We start from the raw sequence: 22,138 nt of genomic DNA, 5'->3' as shown, positions 1-22,138 counted from the left end.
TCGCCTTGAAGCGTTTCGGTTTGTTGCTGGCCGCCGGTGTGGCGCTGCTGGCCCTGGGCAGCCCGGCCATGGCGGCCGATGCCAATCCCCTGCCGCCGGCCGCCGTGAAGGCCGCCACCGATATCCAGGCCAAGGCATTGGCCGGGTCGGGGGCCTTCGGTTTTGTGGAATCACTGACGGTGCGGGTCGGCCCGCGCCTGGCCGGCTCGCCCGCCGCCAAGGCCAGCCATGAATGGGCCGAAGCGCGGTTCAAGGAACTGGGCCTGTCCAACATCAAGGTCGAGCCCTTCACCGTCGATGGCTGGGAACGCGGCGTGGAGTCGGCGACGATCACCACCCCCGTGGCCCATCACCTGCACGTCTCCGCCCTGGGGCACAGCGTCACCACCCCGCCGGAGGGCATTACCGCCCCCGTCGTCCGGTTCGACACGCTGGAGGATCTGGAAGCGGCCCCCGACGGCAGCCTGAAGGGCAAGATCGCCTTCGTCGATAAGAAGATGACCCGCCTGCAGGATGGCGGCGGCTATGGCGAGGCCGTGGGCGTACGCGGCAAGGGCCCGGAGGCGGCGGCGCGCAAGGGGGCCGTCGCCCTGCTGATCCGGTCCATCGGCACCGACAGCCACCGGTTCCCCCATACGGGCATCACACGCTATGCCGACGATGTGACGGCCATTCCCGCCGGCGCCCTGTCCAACCCGGACGCCGATCAGTTGAACCGCGTCCTGGGCCTGGGTCAGCCGGTCAATGTGAAGCTGGTCCTGTCCAGCCAGGCCATGGGGCCGCTGTCGGACGCCAATGTCATGGCGGAGATCAAGGGCCGTGAACTGCCCGAAGAGATCGTCGTGATCGGCGCGCATCTGGACAGTTGGGATCTGGGCACCGGCGCCCTGGATGATGGGGCCGGCGTGGGCATCGTCCTGGCGACCGCGAAAATCCTGAAATCCATGCCGCAGGCCCCGCGCCGCACCATCCGCTTCGTCCTGTTCGGGGCGGAGGAGGTGGGGCTGGTCGGCGCCGTGGCCTATGCCAAGCAGCATGCCGCCGAACTGCCCAAGCATCAGGTGGGCACGGAGGCGGATTTCGGCGCCGGCCCCGTCATCACCTTCAACGCCGCCGTGCGACCCGAGGCGAAGCCGGTGATCGACGCCATCGGCCGGATTCTGTCCCCGCTGGGCATCGTGCCCGGTCGCGGCCCCAGTGGCGGCGGCCCGGATATCGGCCCGATGGCGGCCGAAGGCGTGCCTACGGGCGGTCTGGGCCTGGATGGCACCGACTATTTCGATTACCACCACACGGCCGACGATACGCTGGACAAGGTCGATCCCAAGAAGCTGGATCAGGCGGTTGCCGCCTTTGCCAGCTTTGTCTGGATGGCATCGGAATCGCCCGTCGCCTTCGGTCCGTTGGAAAAGAAGGCGAAGTGAGGATTGTGGTTGGGACGGACGGTCGTGTCCGTCCCAACCATCGCGTCAGAAATCGACCGAGGTCGACAGTTTCACGGTGCGCGGCGCCCCCTGCAGCAGCGTGCTGCTGAAACTGTCATAGGCCGACGCCCAGTAACGCTTGTTGGCGACATTGTCGACATTCAGCCGCAGGCTGACCGGCTTCTCGTTCATTTCGAACACATAGCGCGCGCCGATATCGAAGCGGGTCCAGGACCCGATCTCCAGCGTATTGGCGGCATTCACCTTCTGCTCGCCCGTGCGCACCACGCGGCCGGTCAGGGTGGCGGCCGGCAGGAAGGGCAGGTCCCATTCGACATTGGCGTTGGCGGTATAGGCGGGCACGCCCGGCGCCCAGTTGCCCTCGTTCACGCCGCCACCGGTGCGGCGCAGTTCGGCCTTGCCCACCGACAGGCCGCCGATCAGGCGCAGCCCCTCGACCGGCTCGCCATCCAGGCTGAATTCCACGCCGCGATTGCGCTGCTCCCCGTCCAGCACATAGACCTGCTGGCCGGTCGGGTTTGCCGCGTCGACGGGCCGGGTGAAGGCGCTGGGCTGTTTGGTCTGATACAGGGCCAGGGACAGGCCAACCCCGCCCACCACGATCTTGCCGCCCAGTTCATACTGTGTGGACTTGTAAGGCGAGAAGACCTCCCCGGAATTGACCAGCTTGGGATCGATGGGCGCGCTGGGTCCCTGGGCCAGACCCTGGATACGGTTGATATAGAGGGAGACGCCGTCCACCGGCTTCACCACCAGACCGATGACCGGCGTATTGGCGCTTTCGTCGTAGGCGCCCGTGCGCGACCCGTCGGCATAGGAATAGGACTTCACCTGGATCGCCTGATGGCGCAGGCCGACCGTCAGCAGGGCGCGGTCATCGAAGGCGCCGATCGTGTCAGAGATGAACAGGCTGCCCAGTTCCGTGCGGCTGAGGGGGAACGGGTCATCCAGATCGCCGCCCGCGAACCATGTCGAGGGGCGCGCCACCGATGGCGTGTTGTACAGGTTGGTGGCATAGCCCTGAAGGAAATCATAGGCGTTGCGGTTGACCTGCCAGATCATCGATCCGCCGGCATTCACCTCATGGCTGACCGGTCCGGTCCGGAACTTGGCCCGGATGCCGGCCTGCCCGGCCTCGTTATTGTCGGTGCGCGGCACGAACATGCCGTCACCCGTGGCGGCACCGGTCACGATATCGGTCACGGTGATGCCGCCATACAGCCCGCGCTCCGACCCATCACGGGCACCGAAGGCAGCATAGGCGGTGATGTCGTCGGTCAGGTCATATTCGCCCTTCGCCATGCCGAAAATGTCGCGCAGGGTGGAATAGGTCCAGGGCTGGCCATAATTGGCATCGGCATCCGGCACCCGGGGGATGGCGGTGGAGACCGTCACCTTGGGCCGCAACTGCCGCACATGCATGCGCTGATAGGCCAAATCCAGGCCCAGACGCGCCCGGTCGCCGGTCCAGTCGATGCCGGCGCCCAGCACATAGGCGCTGCGGAATTCCCCATCCACCGACACCTCGCCCCGGCGGGCCGCGCCATTGACGCGGATGCCGATGCTGTCGTCGGGGCCGGTGCGGCGGGCAATGTCGAAGCTGCCGCCGACATGCCTGTCACCCGTATAGTTCAGGGTGGCGCGGGTCAGCGGTTTTGCCCCGGCGCGCTTGGGCGCCAGATTGACCGAACCGCCAATGCCCGACCCGCCGGGGGCGGCACCATTCAGGAAGGCGCTGGCGCCGTTCAGCACCTGCACCTGCTCATACAGTTCGGGCGCGATCAACTGCCGCGGCGTCAGGCCGTAAAGCCCGTCCAGCGCGATATCGTCTCCATAGAGCGGGAAGCCGCGCATGATGAACAGTTCCGCTGCATTGCCGAAGGCATAGCCGGTGCGGATCGACGGATCATTTTCCAGAACCTGGCCCAGCGTCTGCGGCTGCTGATTCAGGATCAGGGTGGCGCCGTACGACTTGATGGCAAAGGGCACATCCTCGGCCGCCTTGTCCCCCAGCACGCCGACGGACCCGCCCCGGATCACCTGGGTCTGGTTGCCGCGCTGGGCCGTCACCACGATCTCCGACAGGCTGTCGGTCGCCTGGGCCAGCGCCGGCAGCGGTGCCAGCAGCGAGGCACCAGCAAGGATCAAAGCACGAAAACGCATCCGAAACCCCCATGCGGCCTGGTCCGGCCGCCCTTTCAAGAAACAGTTTGAGAGTGCGACCAACAGTCAGTCGCGTTGTGTCCGCTAAAAAATCAGGATCGTCGGGCCGCCATGGCCCAGGCGACGGCCAGGACCGGCACCGCGAGCGCCGCCCACGACAGGGCATCCCGCCAGCCATCCCCCGTCAGCGCGGCCACCAGACCGACGATGGAGAGCACCGCGATGAGGATAGGGGCCGCAAAGACGGCCCAGAGCGATCGCCGGCTCATGGTGCGGCCCTCACGGCCACAGATGCCTCAATCTCCCGCAATCGCGCGTCGGAGGCCGTGCCGCGTTTGGCGAGCCACAGGTAAAGCCCGGACCCCAGGATGACGATGCTGAACAGGTCCAGCACGGCCCAGAGGATCTTCAATGGCAGCCCGCCATAATCCCCGAAATGCAGCGGCTGTGACATCAGCAGGGTCTGCACATACCAGGGAAGGGGGCGCATGGCGGTCAGTTCCCCCGTGCGGGCATCGACCAGGGCAGGGGTCAGCAGCTTTTTCGTCAGCGGCGTGTCGCCCTGCAAAAATACCGCATAGTGATGGCCCGTGCTGAAGGTGCCGCCGGGAAAGGCGACGAACTGTACCCAGTTGCCGGGTGCCGCCCGCCGGGCCATGTCCACGGCCGCCTGCAGGGAACCCATCTGATCGGGCGCCACGGGGTCCTGCCCCTTGTAGGCGGCGGTCATATCGGACAGGTCGCCCGCCTGCCAGACCTGGACTATGGGCGTGGCCAGCGTATTGATGACGCCGGTCAGGCCCACGACACTGCCCCAGGCCAAGGTCACGATGCCCAGAAGATTATGGTAATCCAGCCACTTGACGCGCCGGGACCGGCTGGCGCGGACCGTGCCGAAGGCCAGTTTGCGCATGAAGGGCGCGTACAGCACGACACCCGACACGGTCGCCACGAAGAACAGCACCCCCATAACCCCCAGGAACAACATGCCGGGCAGCCCCAGAAACATGTCGGTGTGAAGCTGCAACAGGAAATGCATCACGCCGTCATCGGTGATGATCCCCACCAGTTCCCCTGTCCGCAGGTCAAAGGACCGCAGGGTCATGTCCGTTTCCGCCGCATCGGGGCGGGGGCCGGTCGTGACATTCACGACCGGCCGGTCCTCATCAAAACTCATGAACAGGCCGACATGGCCGGGCCGGTCGGACAGGGCGATGGCCAGGATCTCGTCCAGCGACCGGGGGCCGGCATCGGTGACGGCCAGGGCCTGGTCTTCCCCCGTCATCGCCTCGATCTCGTCATGGAAGATCAGGGGCAGGCCGGTCAGACACAGCATCAGCAGGAAGAGCGTGCAGATCAGGCTGGACCATTTATGGACCAGGAACCAGGCACGGATCGTCCGGGACGACATGGGGGAAACCGCCATCTGTGATATTGCGATTAATTCGCATTTTATAGGCGCCGTTCCGCTGCGGTGCAAGATACGCCGGCTGTGACGGATGCCGTGGACGGGCCAATTATGTTCGCGATCGGGCCATGCAGGGTTCAGTCTGGCCGCAGCCATTCCCGCATTAAGGCCGTCACACGGGCCGGCTGTTCCAGCGGGGCCAGATGGCCGCAGCGGGACAGGATGTGCAATTGCGCGTCCGGAATCAGGGCCGCGATTTCCCGCGACCGGTCCGGCGGTGTCTGCGCATCGTCGGCGCCGACGATCACCAGAGTGGAAACCTTAATGACCCCCAGATCGGGCCGGCTGTCGGGCCGCGACAGGATGGCCGCCTGCTGCCGGCAGAAGGCATCGCGCCCGACCCGTTCCGTCATGGCCAGTACCACGCCCCCGATCTCCGGCACGGCCACATGGTCGGGATGCACCTGGGTGGAGAGAAGCCGGGGCGACATGCCCCGGAACTTGCCGATACGCGCCAGTTTCAGCATCGCCTCGCGCCGCTGTCTTTGTTCGTTCGTGTCGGGACGGGCGGAAGTATCGATCAGGCAGAGATGCGTCACCCGTTGCGGTGCGCGGCGCATGATCTCGAATGCCACATATCCCCCCATGGACAGGCCGGCCAGCGCGAAACGGTCGGGTGCGTTAACCAAAACGGAGTCGGCCAGATCGCCGATCCTTTCATGACCCGTCAGGTCCGGAACAAGGGTGTCAGCGATGTCGGACAGGTTTTCAATCTGGTGCGCCCACAGCGCCCGGTCGCATAACAGGCCCGGTAACAGAAGGAGGGGCTGCCTTGCGTGCGGCGTGGGGTGCATCATCGCCCGAAATCCTTGCTCTCAAAGGCCGAAATTGATATCGAAGGCGCGACCGTATTCCATCGTGTCCCTGATCGCCAAATGCCGGGGATGCAGGGTTGCCAGCGGTCGATCGATTATCGCCGCCGACGTCACGGTGCTTGTGTTCGACGTCGCCTCCAGAATGATGAAGGCCTAATGCTGTTCTCGGAACTTGGACTCGGGTCCGAAGTCCTTCGCGCTGTTGAAGAAGTCGGCTACACGACGCCGACGCCGATCCAGGAAAAAGCCATCCCGTGGGTCCTGCAGGGGCGGGATGTGCTGGGCTGCGCCCAGACCGGTACGGGGAAGACCGCTTCCTTTACCCTGCCCATGATCGAAATCCTGGGCCGTGGCCGCGCCAAGGCGCGCATGCCGCGGTCGCTGATCCTGGAGCCGACGCGCGAACTGGCCGCCCAGGTGGCCGAGAATTTCGAGCTGTATGGCAAGTACCACAAGCTGTCCATGGCGCTGCTGATCGGCGGCGAAAGCTTTGGCGACCAGATCAAGAAGCTGGAACGCGGCGTCGATGTGCTGATCGCCACGCCCGGCCGCATGATGGACCTGTTCGATCGCGGCAACATCCTGCTGACCGACATCAAGGTCCTGGTGATCGACGAGGCGGACCGCATGCTCGACATGGGGTTCATCCCCGATATCGAACGTATCGTCAGCCTGCTGCCGCGCAAGCGCCAGACCCTGTTCTTCAGCGCGACCATGCCGCCGGAGATCAAGCGTCTGGCCGACAAGTTCCTGACCACCCCGGAAGAGGTGACGGTCAGCGCCCCGGCCAGCACCGCCACCACGGTCGCCCAGCATCTTGTGGTCGTTGACGAACAGGACAAGCGCGAGGCGCTGCGCCGCCTGATCGCCACCGACGACGTGAAGAACGCCTTCATCTTCTGCAATCGCAAGAAGGACATCGCTGTCGTCCACGGTTCGCTGGTCAAGCATGGCTTCAATGCCGGTGCGCTCCATGGAGACATGGTGCAGTCCAAGCGCACGGAGACGCTGGAAGCGTTCAAGGCCGGCAGCATCGACCTGCTGGTCTGTTCCGACGTGGCCGCGCGCGGCATCGACATTTCCAATGTCAGCCATGTGTTCAATTTCGATACGCCGCATCATTCGGAAGATTACGTCCACCGTATCGGGCGCACGGGTCGCGCCGGTAAACTGGGACGTGCCTTCACCATCGCCACGCCGGAAGACGGCAAGCTGGTGCAGGCCATCGAGAAGCTGATCGGCAAGGAAATTCCCCGCTTCGCCGTTGAAGGGGTTGAGACCGCCGAACTGTCCTACGATGCCGATCCGCGCCGTCGTGGCCGGGGGGCGCCGAAGAAGGACGAGCCGCGTCGCGGTGGCCGTGACCGTGGCGAGCGTGCTGAACGCGCGCCCAAGGCTGAGCGTCCCGTGCATGTGCATGTGGAGCCCGAAGCGGCCGAAGCCGCCATCGAGGCCCACCAGCAGAAGCGTGAGCGGCCCGAGCCACGGAATGATCGCAATCGCGAGCGGCCCGAGGGCCGTCCGGAAGCCCGTCCTGAAGGTCGGGGCGAGTTCCGCCGTGACGAGCATCGTCGTGACGAGTATCGCCGCGACCGGGACGACCGTCGTGACCGTCGCCCCCGCCGTGACGAGGATGATGATCGTGGCCCGCCCGTGGTTGGCTTCGGTGACGATGTGCCGGCCTTCATCCTGCGTGCCGCCCGCCCGCCCAAGGTCAGCGCGGCTGAGGTCGAAACGGTTGACGGCGCGGAGAGCGTGGAGTCCTGAGCCCATGCAGACGATTTTTGTCCAGGTCAAATGCGAACTGGGTCGTGCCTATGATGTGGCAGACCTGGCGGTGCAGAGTGTGCCGGAAGTATCGGAAGTGCATTCCGTCTCCGGCCAGTATGACTTGATGATGAAATGTTTTTTGGAGGATGGCGAGGATATCGGTCACTTCGTGACCGGGCAAATCCAGACCCTGGATGGGGTGAAGGATACCTTCACCATCATCACCTTCAAGGCGTTCAGCTAAATCCATTGGTCTTTGAAGTGTAGAAAAGGGGTGGTCCGGCAGCGGGCCGCCCCTTTTGCTTATGCGCCCAACCATCCCAGCAGTGCCGCCACAACCCGTGCGGCGCCCTGGCCATCGATGCCGCCGGCGGCGATGCGGCGTGACAATTCCTGACGGGCGGGAAGGTCGGACCATAGGCCCCGGACCTTGTCACCGATCATGTCGGCGACATCCGCCCGATCGCCGCGCGCCTCCACCACCGCCGCCCAGCCTTTGCTCCGCGCATCATCAGCGGCTGGTGCCTGATTGTCCGCGACCACGGCCAGCAGGCTGGGCACCGCCACGGCCGCCAGTTCCGCTACGGTGCCGCCGCCCGCCGTCACGGCCAGCCCCGCCGCTGCCATCAGGCTGCCCATCTCCCGGCTGTCGATATGCAGGCGGACCACGCCGGGGAAACGGGCGCAAGCGGCGCGGATGCAATCCAGGGCCGGGTTGCTGCCGCCCGCCACCACATCCAGCCGGACACCCGACGGCAGGGAGGGGGCCAATCTTTTCACCACCGGCACCGTCAGGCCCGCCGGATCGGACCCACCGAAGGTCAGCAGGATGCTGTTCCGGGCCGCCAAGGGCAGGCGCGGCGCAGCCGCTGCCTGCCGTATCTCCCGCCGCAGCAACAGGTAGGCCTCCCCCGACAGGACCGTCGCCCCCGGCGCCAGGGTGGCATAGGGCAGGGAGGCGGCGCCCGGCGCCGGGTTCCAGACCAGATCGGCATGCAGCATCCGGTCGGCCAGATCATCCAGGGCCAGCACGGCGCCGAACCCCGGCCGCACCGCCGCGCGCCATCCGGCATCCAGCCAGTAACTGTCGACCACCAGCGCCGTAGCCCCCAGGCGGTGCGCCAGGGCCAGCAGGTCGGCGGGTTCGTCCCCCGCCAGCGGATGATGGTCGAACCCATCGGCCAGCAGCCGTGCCCGCAGGGATTCGGTGATCTCCCGCGTGGCGAAAACCGGAACCGCCCCCTGGTCACGCAGTGCCTCCGCCAGGGCCAGACAGCGCATGATGTGGCCGGTGCCCTTGGCGGGACTGGCATCGGCGCGGATCAGGACCCGGTTCGCACCCGACATCAAGGCGGCTTCCGCAGGCGATTGCAGGGATGGGGTAAAGCCCTAACACCCGCCCCGTCCTCCGTCCAGCTTGGATCGGGGCCACGCTTTATGCTCTAGTGGGCGAACGACATGAAGGTCAGGACAGTGAAGCCATGAAGGCCACCATCGAAGGGGTACGGATCGCCGGTGTGCGGGCCGTGGTGCCGCGTCAGCGCCATTCCTTTGTCGAGGACCCCGGCATCTTCACCGAGGATGAGGCGCGCAAGCTGCATGCCGGCATCGGCGTCTATGAACGCCGGGTCCTGCCGCGCCCCTATTGTGCGTCCGACATGTGCCGGGCGGCAGCAGAGGGGCTGCTGCAACAACTCGGCTGGGACCCGGCATCGGTCGATGTGCTGATCTTCATCAGCCAGGATGCGGATTATGTGCTACCGGTCACGGCGGCGGTGCTGCAACGCCATCTGGGCCTGCCGACATCGGCCGCCTGCTTCGACGTCACCCTGGGCTGTTCGGGCTTTGTCTATGGCACCTGGATGGCGGCCCGGCTGCTGAGCGGCAGCGCCAGGCGCGCGCTGGTCCTGTGTGGCGATAACTCCACCCGCTGGCTGCACCCGGAGGACAAGGCGACCTTGCCCCTGTTCGGGGATGCCGGATCGGCCACGGCGCTGGAGATCGATCCCGATGCCGCCCCCATCCATGTCAGCCTGGGCACCGATGGGGCGGGGGCCAAGCATATCTTTGTGAAGGCTGGCGGCAAGCGCGACTGCCTGATCCCCACCGATCCGCCCCGGTCGGAGGCGGAGATGGCGCGGCTGTACCGCGATGCCCGCCTGTACCTGAACGGGGCAGAGGTCTTCACCTTCACCCTTCGTGCCGTGCCCGGCCTGCTGAAACAGGCGATGGCCGATGCCGGGGTGACGGTGGACGATCTGGACTATGTCGTCCCGCACCAGGCCAACAAGATGATGTTGGACCATATCCGCAAGAAGATCGGATGTGATCCGGGCAAATACATCATCGACATGGAAAAATACGGCAATACCAGCAGCGCGTCGGTGCCGCTGGCGCTATGTTCACGCCTGGGCGCCGAACTGGAAAGCGGCCGCAAAAAGCTGCTGCTGGCCGGGTTCGGCGTCGGCTGGTCCTGGGGCACCATCCTGGCCGATATCGGGCCGATCCCCGCGCCGACGGTGGCGGAACTGCCCGAAGACTATCCGGTCATGGAGGTATGATGCGGCCCGTTGCCCGCTTGCGCCCCGGCGGCGCGGCCATTAGGGTGCGCCCGGAATTCGATCTGGAGGAATTGACATGAGCTTCGTCGGTATCGGCCTTTTCCTGGCGGCCAGCGTCCTGGCCGCCCTGTGCATTTCCGCCATCAAGGCGCCGGAAGGCGACGGCGGTCATGGTCACGGCCATCATGGCGGCCACGGTCACCATTGATCCCTGACGCCGCCGCCCACCGGGGTGGCGGCACTCAGCATTCGGAGTTGCAGAAACGGCAACTCCGAGCCTGTGCAACAGTGTGAAACGGAAAATCCTGTTTCAGGAGTTCGCTTCCTGCCAGCTCCGAATGCTTGCTTGCGCCATGCAACCGAATGAAACAGCGTTTTCCCGCATTCGGAGTCGGGCCATCGCCCCCTCCGGATGGAGGCGGCGTTTAACGCGGACGGATTTCTGGTGGGGATGACCCATCGTAGCATCGGCGATACGTCCATGTCGCCAATTTCCAGCGGGCGCCTGATTACCAAACCCCTGGACCCGGTGCGGACAGTGCCGTAAACCTGTGTTCGGCCACCGTATCTGGTGGCGCGATATCACCGTAACCCCCAAGCCGTAGCGATATGCCCGACGCCCTTGCCGATAACCTCGCCCTGTCGCCGCTGGAGGCGGCGCAGGATGCGTTGCGCAAGGTCTGGGGTTACCCCGCCTTTCGCGGCATGCAGGCCGACATTGTCGAGCATGTGGTGGCCGGGGGCGATGCCCTGGTCCTGATGCCCACGGGCGGGGGCAAATCGCTCTGTTATCAGATCCCGGCCCTGGTGCGGCCGGGCGTGGGCATTGTTGTTTCCCCGCTGATCGCCCTTATGCGTGATCAGGTCGATGCGCTGCGCCAATTGGGCGTGCGGGCCGCCTATCTGAACTCCACGCTGGACTGGCGGGAGGCGCAGGAGGTGGAGCGCGCGTGTGAGCGCGGCGACCTGGACCTGCTCTATGTGGCACCAGAACGGCTGGTGACGCCGCGCTTCCTGGAATTGCTGGAACGGTCGCGCATCGCCCTGTTCGCGCTTGACGAGGCGCATTGCGTCAGCCAGTGGGGCCATGATTTCCGGCCGGAGTACCTGCAGCTCTCCATCCTGCATGAGAAGTTCCCCGAGGTGCCGCGCGTGGCCCTGACGGCGACCGCGGATGCGCAGACGCGCACCGATATCGCGGCGCGTCTGGGGCTGACCGACGCGCGCCTGTTCCTGGCCAGTTTCGACCGGCCCAACATCACCTATCGCATCCTGCCCAAGGATCAGGAACGCCGGCAATTGCTGGATTTCCTGCGCCGCCGGCCGGAGGATGCGGGCGTGGTCTATTGCCTGTCCCGTGGCAAGGTCGATGCCATCGCCCAGTATCTGGCCGAACAGGGGGTGGATGCGCTGCCCTATCATGCCGGCCTGGACCCGGCCACGCGGCAGGCCAATCAGGACCGGTTCATCAAGGGCGAAGGCGTGGTGATGGTGGCCACCGTCGCCTTTGGCATGGGCATCGACAAGCCGAACGTGCGGTTTGTGGTGCATATGGACCCGCCGCGATCGCTGGAGGCCTATTATCAGGAAACCGGCCGCGCCGGGCGCGACGGGTTGCCGGCGGAAGCGCTGATGCTCTATGGCTTCGCCGACGTCGTGCAGATGCGCATGATGGTGGAAAGCTCCGACAGCCCGCCCGCCTTCAAGCGCACCGAACGGCAGAAGCTGGAAGCGCTGCTGGGCTTCTGCGAGACGGCGCGCTGCCGGCGGCAGACGCTGCTGACCTATTTCGATGAGGAATATCCCAAGCCTTGCGGGAAGTGCGACACCTGCTTCCAGCCGGTGGAAACCTATGACGGCACGGTGGTGGCGCAGAAGGCGCTGTCGGCCGTGTACCGCACGGGCCAGCGGTTCGGCGTGGGCCATCTGGTCGATGTGTTGCGTGGGGTTTCCACCGACAAGGTGGTGGAAAAGGGTCATGACAAGCTGAAAACCTTCGGCTGCGGCACCGAACTGGGCAAGCAGGAATGGCACAGCGTGTTTCGGCAACTGGTGGCCAACGGCCTGCTCTGCGCCGATCCGGAAGGCCATGGCGGCCTGATCCTGACCGAAACCGCCCCGCCGGTCCTAAAAGGGCAGGAGGTGGTGCGCCTGCGCCGCGATCCGGCGGCGGAAGCCAAGGGCAAAGGCAAGGCATCCTGGTCGGGCAGCGGCGGATCGTCGAAGCCGAAAACCTCCACCGCCGGCCTGTCACCCGCCGACGATACGCTCTGGCACGCGTTGAAGGCCCTGCGCCTGGAACTGGCGCGGGAGCAGGGGGTGCCGCCCTATGTCATCTTCCATGACGCAACATTGATGGAGATGGTGCGGGAGAAGCCGACCGACCTGGACGAACTGGGTACGCTGCAGGGCGTGGGCGCGCGCAAGCTGGAACGGTACGGCGAGTATTTCCTGGACGTGATCCTGACGCATTCATAGGTCTGGTCGGATCTGCATCCCGACCAGACCTGCTTGTCTGCAATCCGCCCTTAAAAAGGCATCTTGAAGCCTGGCGGCAGCTTCAGCCCGCCCATCAGGGCGTTGGTCTGCTCGGCCGTGAAGGCTTCGATCTTGCCCTTGGCGTCGTTATAGGCGGCGGTGATCAGGTCTTCCAGCACCTCGACATCCTCCGGATCGACGATGGACTTGTCGATCTTCAGGCCGCGCAGGTCGCCCTTGCCGTTGAGGGTCAGCTTGACCATGCCACCCCCGGACACGCCGGTGACCTCATGTTCCTGCATCTTGGCCTGCATTTCAGCCATCTTGGACTGCATCTGCTGGGCCTGCTTCATCATCTGGCCGATATTCTTCATGGCTCAGAAGTCTCCTTCATAATCGCCCTCATCCATGGGCGGTGGTGCATCGAAATAAGGGCTGTCGGCCATTTCGTCACCCCCAAAAGCGTCCATCGCTTCGGGAATTTCGGGTTCGGCCATCGGCGGCGGCGCCAGGACCACCTGGCTCTGGTCGATGATCTTGTCGATCTTCGCACCGGGAAAGGCCTCCAACACGGCCTTGACCAGCGGATGCTCGGCGGCTTCGGCCCGCTGCCGCAGTTCGGCCTCGCGTTCCTGTTCGGCGATGCTCGGCTCCCCCGCCGCGCCGGACACCGACACGACCCAGCGTTTGCCGGTCCATTCGGTCAGCAATTGCCCGACCTTGCCCGGCAGGTTCTGCGGACAGGAGGGCTGCAGCCGCAGCTCGATCATACCGGGTTCGAAACGGACCAGATGGACCGAGGCACGCAACATGCCGGCCAGCACACCTTCACGCTTGTCCAGGAACAGGTCGGCCACCGCGCGGAAGCTGGTTGGTTCCGGAACCGTATCGACCTTGCCCACGGGCTGTGGCGGAGCCACGGGGGCCGGTGCAGGCACACCGGCAAAGGCCCGTCCCCCCGCCACCATGGCCATGGGTGCCCCCTGCGTCGGCGCGGAATGCACCATCGGCCCGGTTCCACCACCGGCAAAACCACCCCCGCCGCCGGGACCGCCCCCGCCCCCGTGCAGGGCGCGGGCGGCCGCTTCGGCTCCACCCGCCTCGTTAATCTTGCGGATCAGTTCGGCGGGGCTGGGCAGGTCGGAGGCATAGGACAGGCGGATCAGCACCATTTCCAGCGCCTGCATGGGCACGGGCGCGTGCTGGATCTCCGCCAGACCCTTCAACAAGATCTGCCAGGCCCGCGACAGGGCCGCCATGCCCAGCTTCTGGGCCAGCGCCACGCCGCGCGTGCGTTCATCCTCCGGGATCGACGGATCATCCGCCGTTCCCGCCACGATGCGCGCGCGGGTCAGGAAATGGGTGAAATCCAGAAGATCCTGCGCGATCACGATGGGATCGGCGCCACAGCGATGCAGGTCGGTCAGAATGTCCAGCGCGTCGGCCGGCTTCGCTGTCACGGTCGCTTCGAACAGGTCGATGACGCGGGTCCGGTCGGCCAGGCCCAGCATGTCACGCACCTGGGCCACCGTCACATTGCCGCCGCCCAGCGCGATGGCCTGATCCAGCAGCGACAGCCCGTCACGCACTGACCCGTCGGCCGCCCGCGCGATCTGGGCGATGGCGTCGGGTTCCACCGGCACGCCTTCCTTGGCGGCCACGCGGGTGAAATGGCCCACCAGGGTGGGATGATCCACCCGGCGCAGGTCGAATCGCTGACACCGCGACAGCACCGTCACCGGCACCTTGCGAATCTCGGTGGTGGCGAAGACAAATTTCACATGCGGCGGCGGCTCTTCCAGTGTCTTCAGCAGCGCGTTGAAGGCGCTTTTCGACAGCATATGGACTTCGTCGATGATGTAGAGCTTGTAGCGCGCGGCCGAGGGGGCATAGCGCACGCCCTCAATGATCTCACGCACATTGTCGACGCCGGTATTGGAGGCGGCGTCCATCTCGATCACATCGACATTACGGTCGGCCGCGATGGACACACACATCTCACACACGCCGCAGGGGCTGATGGTCGGCCCGCCCTGACCGTCCGGCCCGACGCAGTTCAGGGCGCGGGCAATGATGCGCGCCGTCGTCGTCTTGCCCACCCCGCGCACGCCGGTCAGCATATAGGCCTGATGGATGCGCCCCGACTGGATGGCATTGCGCAAGGTCCGCACCAGCGCGTCCTGCCCCACCAGCTCGTCAAAATTCTGCGGCCGGTATTTGCGCGCCAGCACACGATAGGCGGCACCGGCGGCGGAATGGCTGTTCGTTTCGTCGGTCACGGGGCGTCTCGGGTCTACGGCAGGGCGGAGGCGAGTTTAGTGATGCCAGCGCACAGACGCCACGGTTTTACGATTCCGCTTTTTGAAAAGGCGGCGTCACGGCGACAGATTTTGGAAAAGGTGGGAGGCTGGACGAACGACCCGAGCCGAAACTCGTTACGGCTGCTTCCTTCCGGACCTGACCGGGTTGGCGAGGGACCCGCCCGTTGCCAACCTCCCGACGCCTATATCGGCGAGTGTGGGCGGAAAGACAAGGGAGAAATCCGCAGGGGCCGCTCTGACACTTGCGCATTGGCGGCTTGCACGGACGCATGTCACCGTCTCCAAACCATGATGAGACTGAATTTCTATGCCGGGTCAGGCCTGGATCGGGCTGCCCACCGGCGCAAGGACGAAGACTGGCTGGCCGCGCGTCTGCGCCATCCCCAGGCGGCCCGTATCATCCCGTGGTGGCGGGGCCGGCATCTGGTGACGGGGGCTGACGAAGCACCGCTGCCCGTCTATCTGCCCGTCACCGCAGACTGGTGGGGATGGCATCTTTCCATGCCGCCCATCTATCTGGGGGATGATGGCGGCCATTCCTACTTCGCGGTCGATCTGTCGCCGCTGGAAGATGTCGACACCCATGCGGAGGTGGCGAAGCTGGGCCGGTTCGTGGAACTGCGCTCGCTGGGCACCCGCATCGGGCAGCGGGCCGGCGGCATGTATGCCTATATCCGGGCCCTGATGCTGTGGCACGGCAAGCATAAATTCTGCGGGTCCTGTGGGGCGGCCACGGCGGCGGCGGAGGGGGGGCACAGCCGGCGCTGCACCAATCCCGATTGCGGGGCCCAGCATTTCCCCCGCCATGACCCGGCGGTGATCATGCTGGTCCATGATGGCGGCGACCGCTGCCTGCTGGGCCGGCAATCGCGCTTTCCGCCCGGCATGTATTCCACGCTGGCAGGATTCGTTGAGCCGGGCGAAAGCCTGGAAGAGACGGTGATGCGGGAATGTTTTGAAGAGGCGGGCGTGCGCGTCACCGACGTTAAATACCATTCCAGCCAGCCCTGGCCCTTCCCATCGTCCCTGATGCTGGGCTTCCACGCCCGCGCCACCACACTGGACGTGAAGGCGGATGAGGATGAGCTGGAGGATGTGCGCTGGTTCAGCCGGGATTTTGTCCGGCAGAATCAGGGGGGCGAGAGCTTCCGCCTGCCGCCCTTCGACAGTATTTCCCGACAGTTGATCGAGGCGTGGCTGCGGGGGTAAGCGGGTGCTGCTTGCCCCCGCGCATGCGCCCTGCCATCCTGACCGCCCAACCCGATCCAGCCGGAGCAAGTGCCCAAATGTCCGACCTGTCCCTGCCCGCCACCAATGTCGTGGCGGCGGAACTGTCCACGGTGCGTGATTTCATCCGCTATGCCGTCAGCCGCTTCAACCGTGCCGGGCTGGTGCATGGGCACGGGGCCGTCACCGCCTATGACGAGGCGGCGTTCATCGTGCTGGAAACGCTGAAGCTGCCGGTGGATCAGCTTGAGCCCTATTTCGATGCAAAACTGATCCCGGCCGAACGGCTGGCGCTGGCGGAGATCATCCATAGCCGCGTTACCACCCGCAAACCCGCCGCCTATCTGACCAAGCGCACCTATATCCAGGGCGTGCCCTTCTATGTTGATGACCGGGTCATCGTGCCCCGCTCCTTCATCGGCGAGTTACTGTTCGGGGACCTGTTCGGCGGCGAGCAGGATTTCGCCCTGGTCGATGATGTGACGGAGGTGGAGAAGGTGCTGGACCTTTGCACCGGTTCCGGCTGCCTGGCCATCCTGGCGGCCAGCATCTTCCCGCTGGCCGATGTCGATGCCGTCGACCTGTCGCCAGACGCGCTGGAGGTGGCGAAGATCAATGTCGCCGACCATGGGCTGGACGAACGGGTGAAGCTGTTCCAGGGCGACCTGTTCAAGCCGCTGAAGGGCAAGAAGTACGATCTGATCATCTCCAACCCGCCCTATGTCGATGCCGAGGCGATGGACAATCTGCCGCCGGAATATCAGGCCGAACCGCGCATGGCCCTGGTCGGTGGCGATAAGGACGGCATGGCCATCGTGCATCGCATCCTGAAGGACGCGCCCAAATACCTGAATGCCGGCGGCGGGCTGCTGGTGGAAGTGGGCACGGGCCGCGCCGCGCTGGAGGAAGCCTATCCGGATGCGGAATTCCTGTGGCTTGAAACCGAACACTCCTTTGGCGAGGTGTTCTGGATCACGCGTGAACAGTTGCTGGAGCTTTGAAAATACCGCCGGTCCCGGCGCTGATGATCTTTCCGTTCATTGGTGCCGGGATTTGGACCGGTTATGGTTGAACACCCCCCGCCAATCCTTATATTGCCCAAGACATTTGGAGCGGAAAGGCGGAAAGCGGCGTGATACTGACAGCCATCCTTGCCATTATCCTGGCGGCTTTTATCGCCCCCACCCTGAATCGGGTGCTGCCTGCCCTGTCGCACTGGTTGCTGGCATTGGTGCCGCTGTCCGCCGCCTATTGGTTCGCTATACAGGTGCCCGGCGTCGTGGCCGGTGTGCCCGTGCTGGAAAGCACATCCTGGGCGCCGTCGTTGGGCGTGGCCCTGTCCTTCCGGCTGGACGGGTTGTCGCTGCTGTTCGCGCTGCTGATCTGTGGCATTGGTGCCTTCATCCTCATCTATTCCGGCGGCTATCTGCGCGGCCATCCGCGTGAGGGGCGGTTCCACCTGTTCATCATGGCCTTCATGGCCGCGATGCTGGGACTGGTCACGGCCGACGACCTGATCAGCCTGTTTGTCTTCTGGGAACTGACCAGCATCACCAGCTTCATGCTGATCGGCTTCAACAATGAGGATGCGCGGTCCCGCCGCTCGGCCATCCAGGCGCTGATGGTGACCGGCGGCGGCGGCATGGCGCTGCTGGCGGGGCTGGTCCTGCTGGGCATGGCGTCGGGCGAATGGTCCCTGACGGCCATCGCGGCGTCGGGGACCGACCTGCGCACCCACGCGCTGTATCCCGTCCTGCTGGTCCTGCTGTTGCTGGCCGCCTTTACGAAGTCGGCGCAGGTGCCGTTCCATTTCTGGCTGCCCAACGCCATGGATGCGCCGACCCCGGTCAGCGCCTATCTGCACTCCGCCACCATGGTAAAAGCCGGCGTCTATCTGCTGGCCCGGCTGAACCCCACTCTGGGCGGCACCGAACCCTGGTTCTGGGCGCTGACCATTGCGGGCGGCGTCACGGCCCTGTGGGGATCGGCCATGGCCCTGCGCTCCACCGACCTGAAAAAGATCCTGGCCTATACGACCTTGATGGCGCTGGGCGTGCTGGTGCTGCTGGTGGGTATCGGCAGCGACGGCGCGATGAAGGCGTTCGCGGGCTTCCTGCTGGCCCATGCGCTCTATAAGGGGGCGCTGTTCATGGGGGCCGGGTCCGTGGACCATGGCAGCGGCACGCGGAACGTGGGGGAACTGGGCGGCCTGTGGGCCAAGATGCCGGCAACGGGCCTGTTCATCGCCATCGCCGCCCTGTCCATGGCGGGGCTGCCACCGATGCTGGGGTTCCTGGGCAAGGAACTGATCTATGAGGATGTGTTCGGCGGCGGGCAGTATGTGGCGCTGGCCGCCCTGCTGCTGGCCAACTCGTCCATGGTGGCGGCCGCCGGTATCCTGTTCCTGAAGCCATTCCTGGGGGTACCGACCAAGGCGGCCGCCGGTGCCCATGAAAGCGGCCCCGCCCTGCTGGCCGGTCCCGCCCTGCTGGCGGGCCTGTCGCTGCTGTTCGGGCTGTGGCCGGCGCTGCCGCAAGGTTTGCTGGCAGCCGCAGCCAGTGCCGCGCGGGGTGCGCCGCTGGAGCTTGACCTGCATCTCTGGCACGGGCTGACCCCGGCCCTGGGCCTGTCGGCCGTGACGGTGGCGCTGGGTGTGGGCCTTTATGCCGGATTGACCTCCGCCCGCACGCTGCTGGCCGGCGTGCAGCGCGTCACGCGCATCGACCATGACAAGGCCTGGGACTGTCTGCTGTCCTTGCTGGACCGGCTGGCCGGCCGGGTTGCGGGTTGGCTGCAGGACGGGCTGCTGCACCGGTATCTGGCCTGGATATTCTCCGGCATCCTGTTCCTGCTGGGTACCACCCTGGCCGTGCGCGGTGGTCTTGTCTGGCCGGGCATCAGCCTGGAGGTGGAGGACGCGCTGGGCGGATCTCTGGCCGTGCTGATGCTGGGGGGCACGGTGGGGGCCATCCGCGCCCATTCCCGCATGGAGGCGGTGCTGGCGCTTGCCATCACCGGCATGTCGGTCGCCCTGTTCTTCCTGCTGTTCAGCGCGCCGGATGTCGGCATCACGCAGTTGATGGTGGAGACCCTGTCGGCCATCATCCTGGTGCTGATCATGGCGAAGCTGCCGCTTCTGCCCCCGGGGTCAGACCGGTCACACCGTGTAGCCATTTTTCACGGCTTCCTGGCTATCGGCCTGGGCGGAGTGGTCAGCGCCATCCTGCTGGCGGCACTGGATCAGCCGCTGGCGCTGGGCCTATCGCGCTTCTTTGGCGACACCTCGCTGCTGGAGGCGCATGGCCGCAACGTGGTCAACGTCATCCTGGTCGATTTCCGCGGCTTCGACACGCTGGGTGAGATCACGGTGATCGCCACCGCCGGACTGGGCGTTTTTGCGCTGCTGCGGGCACGCATGGGCAAGAGCAAGGGGCGCAAGGCATGATGGAAAGCCTGATCCTGCGCACGGGCGTGCGCCTGCTGCTGCCATTGATGCTGCTGTTCAGCATCTTCATCCTGTGGCGCGGCCATAATGAACCGGGCGGCGGCTTTGTCGGCGGCCTGATCTGTGCGGTGGGATTCGCGCTGCACGCCATCGCCTTCGGGGTAAAGGCGATGCGCGACATGCTGCGGATCGATCCGCGCACCATCCTGGGCACGGGCCTGCTGGTCGGCATCACGCCGGGCTTTCTGGGCGCGCTGTCCGATGAGCCTTATATGACGGCGCAATGGCTGGGCGCGCTGGGCACCCCGGTTCTGTTCGATATCGGGGTCTATCTGGTGGTGGTCGGTGCGATCCTGGCCATGGTCCAGACCCTCATGGCGGAGGGAGAGGACTGATGGAAGTGATCATGGCCCTGACCGTGGGCGGCATGGTTGCCGGCTCGGTCTATCTGTTCCTGTCGCGACAGTATCTGCGGGTGATGTTCGGCGTCATCGTGCTGTCGAACGCCGTCAATGTCGCCATCCTGACCGTGGGCCGGCTGACATCCGGCCGCGCGCCGCTGATCAGCCGCGGGAACGAGGTGATGGATCAGGCGGCGGCCAACCCGCTGCCCCAGGCGCTGATCCTGACGGCCATCGTCATCGGTTTCGGCCTGCTGGCCTTCGCCCTGGCGCTGGGTTACCGCGCCTATCAGGAGATGGGCACGCTCGACACCGCCGCCATGCGGGCGGCGGAGCCGGAGGACAAGCGATGACCCCCTGGTTGACTGCCGCCCCCATCCTGGTGCCGATGTTGACCGCAGCCCTCTGCGTGGCGGCCTGGAAATATCCGGTGGCGCAGCGCGTGCTGTCCCTGCTGGGCAGCCTGATCCTGCTGGTCATTGGCGGCATTCTGGGCCGGGGGGTGATGGAGCAAGGCGTGCAGGTGGCCCAGATGGGCGCCTGGGCCGCGCCCTTCGGCATTACGCTGGTCGTGGACCCGCTGTCGGCGGTGATGGTTTTCATCTCTGCCGTCATGGGGTTCTGCGTCGCGCTGCACGCGCTGGGTGACATCGATCCCGTGCGCGAAAGGGGCGGCTATCACGTCGTTTTCCAGATGCTGATGACGGGCGTCTGCGGCGCCTTCGTCACGGGCGATCTGTTCAATATGTATGTCTGGTTCGAGGTGATGCTGATCAGCAGTTTTGTGCTGCTGTCGCTGGGCGGCGTGCGCGAACAGATCGATGCCGCCGTCAAATATGTCTGCATCAACATGGTGGCGACGGCCTGCCTGCTGCTGGCCGTGGCGCTGCTTTATGGCGTGACCGGAACGCTGAACATGGCCGACCTGTCACTGCGGGTACCCGATGTGCCCAGCCAGCCGGTGATCAGCGCCATCGCGGTGCTGTTCATTATCGCCTTCGGCATGAAGGCGGCCCTGTTCCCGTTCTTCTTCTGGCTGCCGGCGACCTATCACACCCCGGCCGTGTCGGTGCAGGCCATCTTCGCCGGCTTGCTGACCAAGGTGGGCGTCTATGCGCTGATCCGCGTCTTCACCCTGATCTTCACGGGCGACACCGCCTGGACGCATGGCATTCTGATGTGGATGGCCGGCATTACCATGATCGTGGGCGTGCTGGGCTCGCTCGCCGCGCGCGACCTGCACCGCGCCTGGTCCTGGCAGGTGGTGGCCCATATCGGCAGCATGGTGATGGGGCTGGCCATTTCCACGCCCCTGGCCCTGGCGGCGGCCGCCTTCTACATGGTGCATGACATCGTGGTGAAGACGAACCTGTTCCTGGGGGCCGGCCTTGTCCGCCGTCTGGCGGGCGGCAGTACCGACTATAAGTACCTGGGAGGGCTGTTCAAGACGGCACCCTGGCTGTGTCTGCTGCTGTTCGTGCCGCTGGGCTCGCTGGCTGGTTTCCCGCCTCTGTCGGGCTTCTGGGGCAAGCTGCTGCTGGTCCGCGCGGGGCTGGAGGCGGAACAATATGTCATGGTCGGCGTCTTGCTGCTGACGGGCCTGCTGACCATCTGGCTGGTGGGGCGTGTCTGGGCGGAGATGGTGTGGAAGGCCCCGGCCGAACCACCGGCGGAGCCGGTGCAGCCACTGTCCGCCGCCCGTTCCTATGTGCTGATCCTGCCGCTGCTGCTGCTGTCCCTGATCACGGTGGCCATCGGCGTCAATCCCGAACGGCTGATGAACGCGGCGGGGCAGGTGGGTGACAGCCTGCATGACAACACCGCCTATGTGGAGGCGGTGCTGGGCGGGTCACCCGGACGGCCGACCCTGCTGGGCGCGGCGGAGGTGTCGCCATGAGCCTGATGGTCGTCAATATCCTGCTGGCACTGGCCTGGATGGGCATCATGTCCAATTTCAGCCTGGGCAGCTTCATCGCCGGCATCACCCTGTCCCACGCCATCCTGTGGATCGCCCGGCCGCTCTATCCGGAACAGACCTATTTCC

At 65.6% G+C, this 22,138-nt stretch carries 19 protein-coding genes and 1 other RNA gene; 12 read left to right on the top strand and 8 right to left on the bottom strand.

Going from position 1 to position 22,138, the window contains the following annotated elements:
- Nucleotides 1–5: 5 nt before the first annotated feature.
- Complete coding sequence (locus KBA48_RS04875) at nucleotides 6–1,424, top strand: M20/M25/M40 family metallo-hydrolase (RefSeq protein ID WP_292903876.1); 1,419 nt, start codon at nucleotides 6–8, stop codon at nucleotides 1,422–1,424.
- 45 nt (nucleotides 1,425–1,469) lie between these two features.
- Here KBA48_RS04875 and KBA48_RS04870 read toward each other — a convergent pair whose 3' ends face one another.
- The 4 genes from KBA48_RS04870 to KBA48_RS04855 all read right to left on the bottom strand — a co-directional run bounded on the left by KBA48_RS04870 (nucleotide 1,470) and on the right by KBA48_RS04855 (nucleotide 5,873).
- Nucleotides 1,470–3,608 carry a TonB-dependent siderophore receptor gene (locus tag KBA48_RS04870; protein WP_292903875.1) on the bottom strand — a complete coding sequence of 713 codons (2,139 nt, stop codon included), beginning with the start codon at nucleotides 3,606–3,608 and terminating at the stop codon, nucleotides 1,470–1,472.
- 92 nt (nucleotides 3,609–3,700) lie between these two features.
- On the bottom strand, nucleotides 3,701–3,877 hold the full coding sequence (locus tag KBA48_RS04865; protein ID WP_292903874.1) for a hypothetical protein: 177 nt from the start codon (nucleotides 3,875–3,877) through the stop codon (nucleotides 3,701–3,703).
- Nucleotides 3,874–5,019 carry a PepSY domain-containing protein gene (locus KBA48_RS04860; RefSeq protein ID WP_292903873.1) on the bottom strand — a complete coding sequence of 382 codons (1,146 nt, stop codon included), beginning with the start codon at nucleotides 5,017–5,019 and terminating at the stop codon, nucleotides 3,874–3,876. The genes KBA48_RS04865 and KBA48_RS04860 overlap by 4 nt, the downstream gene beginning before the upstream one ends.
- Nucleotides 5,020–5,153: 134 nt before the next feature.
- Nucleotides 5,154–5,873 carry an alpha/beta fold hydrolase gene (locus KBA48_RS04855; RefSeq protein ID WP_292903872.1) on the bottom strand — a complete coding sequence of 240 codons (720 nt, stop codon included), beginning with the start codon at nucleotides 5,871–5,873 and terminating at the stop codon, nucleotides 5,154–5,156.
- A 174-nt stretch (nucleotides 5,874–6,047) separates the two neighbouring features.
- Here KBA48_RS04855 and KBA48_RS04850 point away from each other — a divergent pair, with 174 nt between their 5' ends.
- Both KBA48_RS04850 and KBA48_RS04845 read left to right on the top strand, forming a co-directional pair.
- Complete coding sequence (locus KBA48_RS04850) at nucleotides 6,048–7,658, top strand: DEAD/DEAH box helicase (protein WP_292903871.1); 1,611 nt, start codon at nucleotides 6,048–6,050, stop codon at nucleotides 7,656–7,658.
- Between the two features lie 4 nt (nucleotides 7,659–7,662).
- A complete protein-coding gene (locus tag KBA48_RS04845) occupies nucleotides 7,663–7,905 on the top strand; it encodes an Lrp/AsnC ligand binding domain-containing protein (RefSeq protein WP_292903870.1) in 243 nt (80 codons plus the stop codon).
- 59 nt (nucleotides 7,906–7,964) lie between these two features.
- Here KBA48_RS04845 and pseG read toward each other — a convergent pair whose 3' ends face one another.
- Complete coding sequence (gene pseG, locus KBA48_RS04840; protein ID WP_292903869.1) at nucleotides 7,965–9,008, bottom strand: UDP-2,4-diacetamido-2,4,6-trideoxy-beta-L-altropyranose hydrolase; 1,044 nt, start codon at nucleotides 9,006–9,008, stop codon at nucleotides 7,965–7,967.
- Nucleotides 9,009–9,142: 134 nt separating this feature from the next.
- Here pseG and KBA48_RS04835 point away from each other — a divergent pair, with 134 nt between their 5' ends.
- The 3 genes from KBA48_RS04835 (at nucleotide 9,143) to recQ (ending at nucleotide 12,700) form a co-directional block, all read left to right on the top strand.
- Nucleotides 9,143–10,222 (top strand): 3-oxoacyl-ACP synthase III family protein, encoded by a 1,080-nt coding sequence (locus KBA48_RS04835; RefSeq protein ID WP_292903868.1) that lies wholly within the window; start codon nucleotides 9,143–9,145, stop codon nucleotides 10,220–10,222.
- 76 nt (nucleotides 10,223–10,298) lie between these two features.
- Entirely contained in the window at nucleotides 10,299–10,430 is a 132-nt protein-coding gene (locus KBA48_RS04830; RefSeq protein WP_281255163.1) for a hypothetical protein, read from the top strand.
- Between the two features lie 401 nt (nucleotides 10,431–10,831).
- Entirely contained in the window at nucleotides 10,832–12,700 is a 1,869-nt protein-coding gene (gene recQ / locus KBA48_RS04825) for a DNA helicase RecQ (protein ID WP_292903867.1), read from the top strand.
- A 50-nt stretch (nucleotides 12,701–12,750) separates the two neighbouring features.
- Here recQ and KBA48_RS04820 read toward each other — a convergent pair whose 3' ends face one another.
- The 3 genes from KBA48_RS04820 to ffs form a co-directional block, all read right to left on the bottom strand.
- Nucleotides 12,751–13,074, bottom strand: a complete 324-nt coding sequence (locus KBA48_RS04820; RefSeq protein WP_292903866.1) for a YbaB/EbfC family nucleoid-associated protein — start codon at nucleotides 13,072–13,074, stop codon at nucleotides 12,751–12,753.
- A 3-nt stretch (nucleotides 13,075–13,077) separates the two neighbouring features.
- Nucleotides 13,078–14,979, bottom strand: a complete 1,902-nt coding sequence (locus tag KBA48_RS04815; protein WP_292903865.1) for a DNA polymerase III subunit gamma/tau — start codon at nucleotides 14,977–14,979, stop codon at nucleotides 13,078–13,080.
- 120 nt (nucleotides 14,980–15,099) lie between these two features.
- An RNA gene (gene ffs, locus KBA48_RS04810) (signal recognition particle sRNA small type) lies at nucleotides 15,100–15,197 on the bottom strand.
- Nucleotides 15,198–15,309: 112 nt separating this feature from the next.
- Between ffs and nudC the strand changes: the two genes are divergently transcribed.
- From nudC to KBA48_RS04780, 6 genes are all read left to right on the top strand, one after another.
- Entirely contained in the window at nucleotides 15,310–16,230 is a 921-nt protein-coding gene (gene nudC / locus KBA48_RS04805; protein ID WP_292903864.1) for an NAD(+) diphosphatase, read from the top strand.
- Between the two features lie 77 nt (nucleotides 16,231–16,307).
- On the top strand, nucleotides 16,308–17,249 hold the full coding sequence (gene prmB, locus KBA48_RS04800; RefSeq protein ID WP_292903863.1) for a 50S ribosomal protein L3 N(5)-glutamine methyltransferase: 942 nt from the start codon (nucleotides 16,308–16,310) through the stop codon (nucleotides 17,247–17,249).
- A 131-nt stretch (nucleotides 17,250–17,380) separates the two neighbouring features.
- Nucleotides 17,381–19,693: a hydrogen gas-evolving membrane-bound hydrogenase subunit E gene (mbhE, locus tag KBA48_RS04795; RefSeq protein ID WP_292903862.1), complete on the top strand. Its 2,313-nt coding sequence runs from the start codon at nucleotides 17,381–17,383 to the stop codon at nucleotides 19,691–19,693.
- Complete coding sequence (locus KBA48_RS04790; RefSeq protein WP_292903861.1) at nucleotides 19,690–20,088, top strand: Na+/H+ antiporter subunit B; 399 nt, start codon at nucleotides 19,690–19,692, stop codon at nucleotides 20,086–20,088. Before mbhE ends, KBA48_RS04790 begins: the two co-directional genes overlap by 4 nt.
- Complete coding sequence (locus KBA48_RS04785; RefSeq protein ID WP_292903860.1) at nucleotides 20,088–20,447, top strand: Na+/H+ antiporter subunit C; 360 nt, start codon at nucleotides 20,088–20,090, stop codon at nucleotides 20,445–20,447. The genes KBA48_RS04790 and KBA48_RS04785 overlap by 1 nt, the downstream gene beginning before the upstream one ends.
- Nucleotides 20,444–21,991: a proton-conducting transporter membrane subunit gene (locus KBA48_RS04780; protein WP_292903859.1), complete on the top strand. Its 1,548-nt coding sequence runs from the start codon at nucleotides 20,444–20,446 to the stop codon at nucleotides 21,989–21,991. The genes KBA48_RS04785 and KBA48_RS04780 overlap by 4 nt, the downstream gene beginning before the upstream one ends.
- Nucleotides 21,992–22,138: the final 147 nt, after the last annotated feature.

Source organism: Niveispirillum sp. (genome assembly GCF_017996735.1).
Lineage (GTDB): Bacteria > Pseudomonadota > Alphaproteobacteria > Azospirillales > Azospirillaceae > Niveispirillum.
Note: the sequence above shows the minus strand (reverse complement) of the source record. Positions and strands in the feature narration are given on the sequence as shown.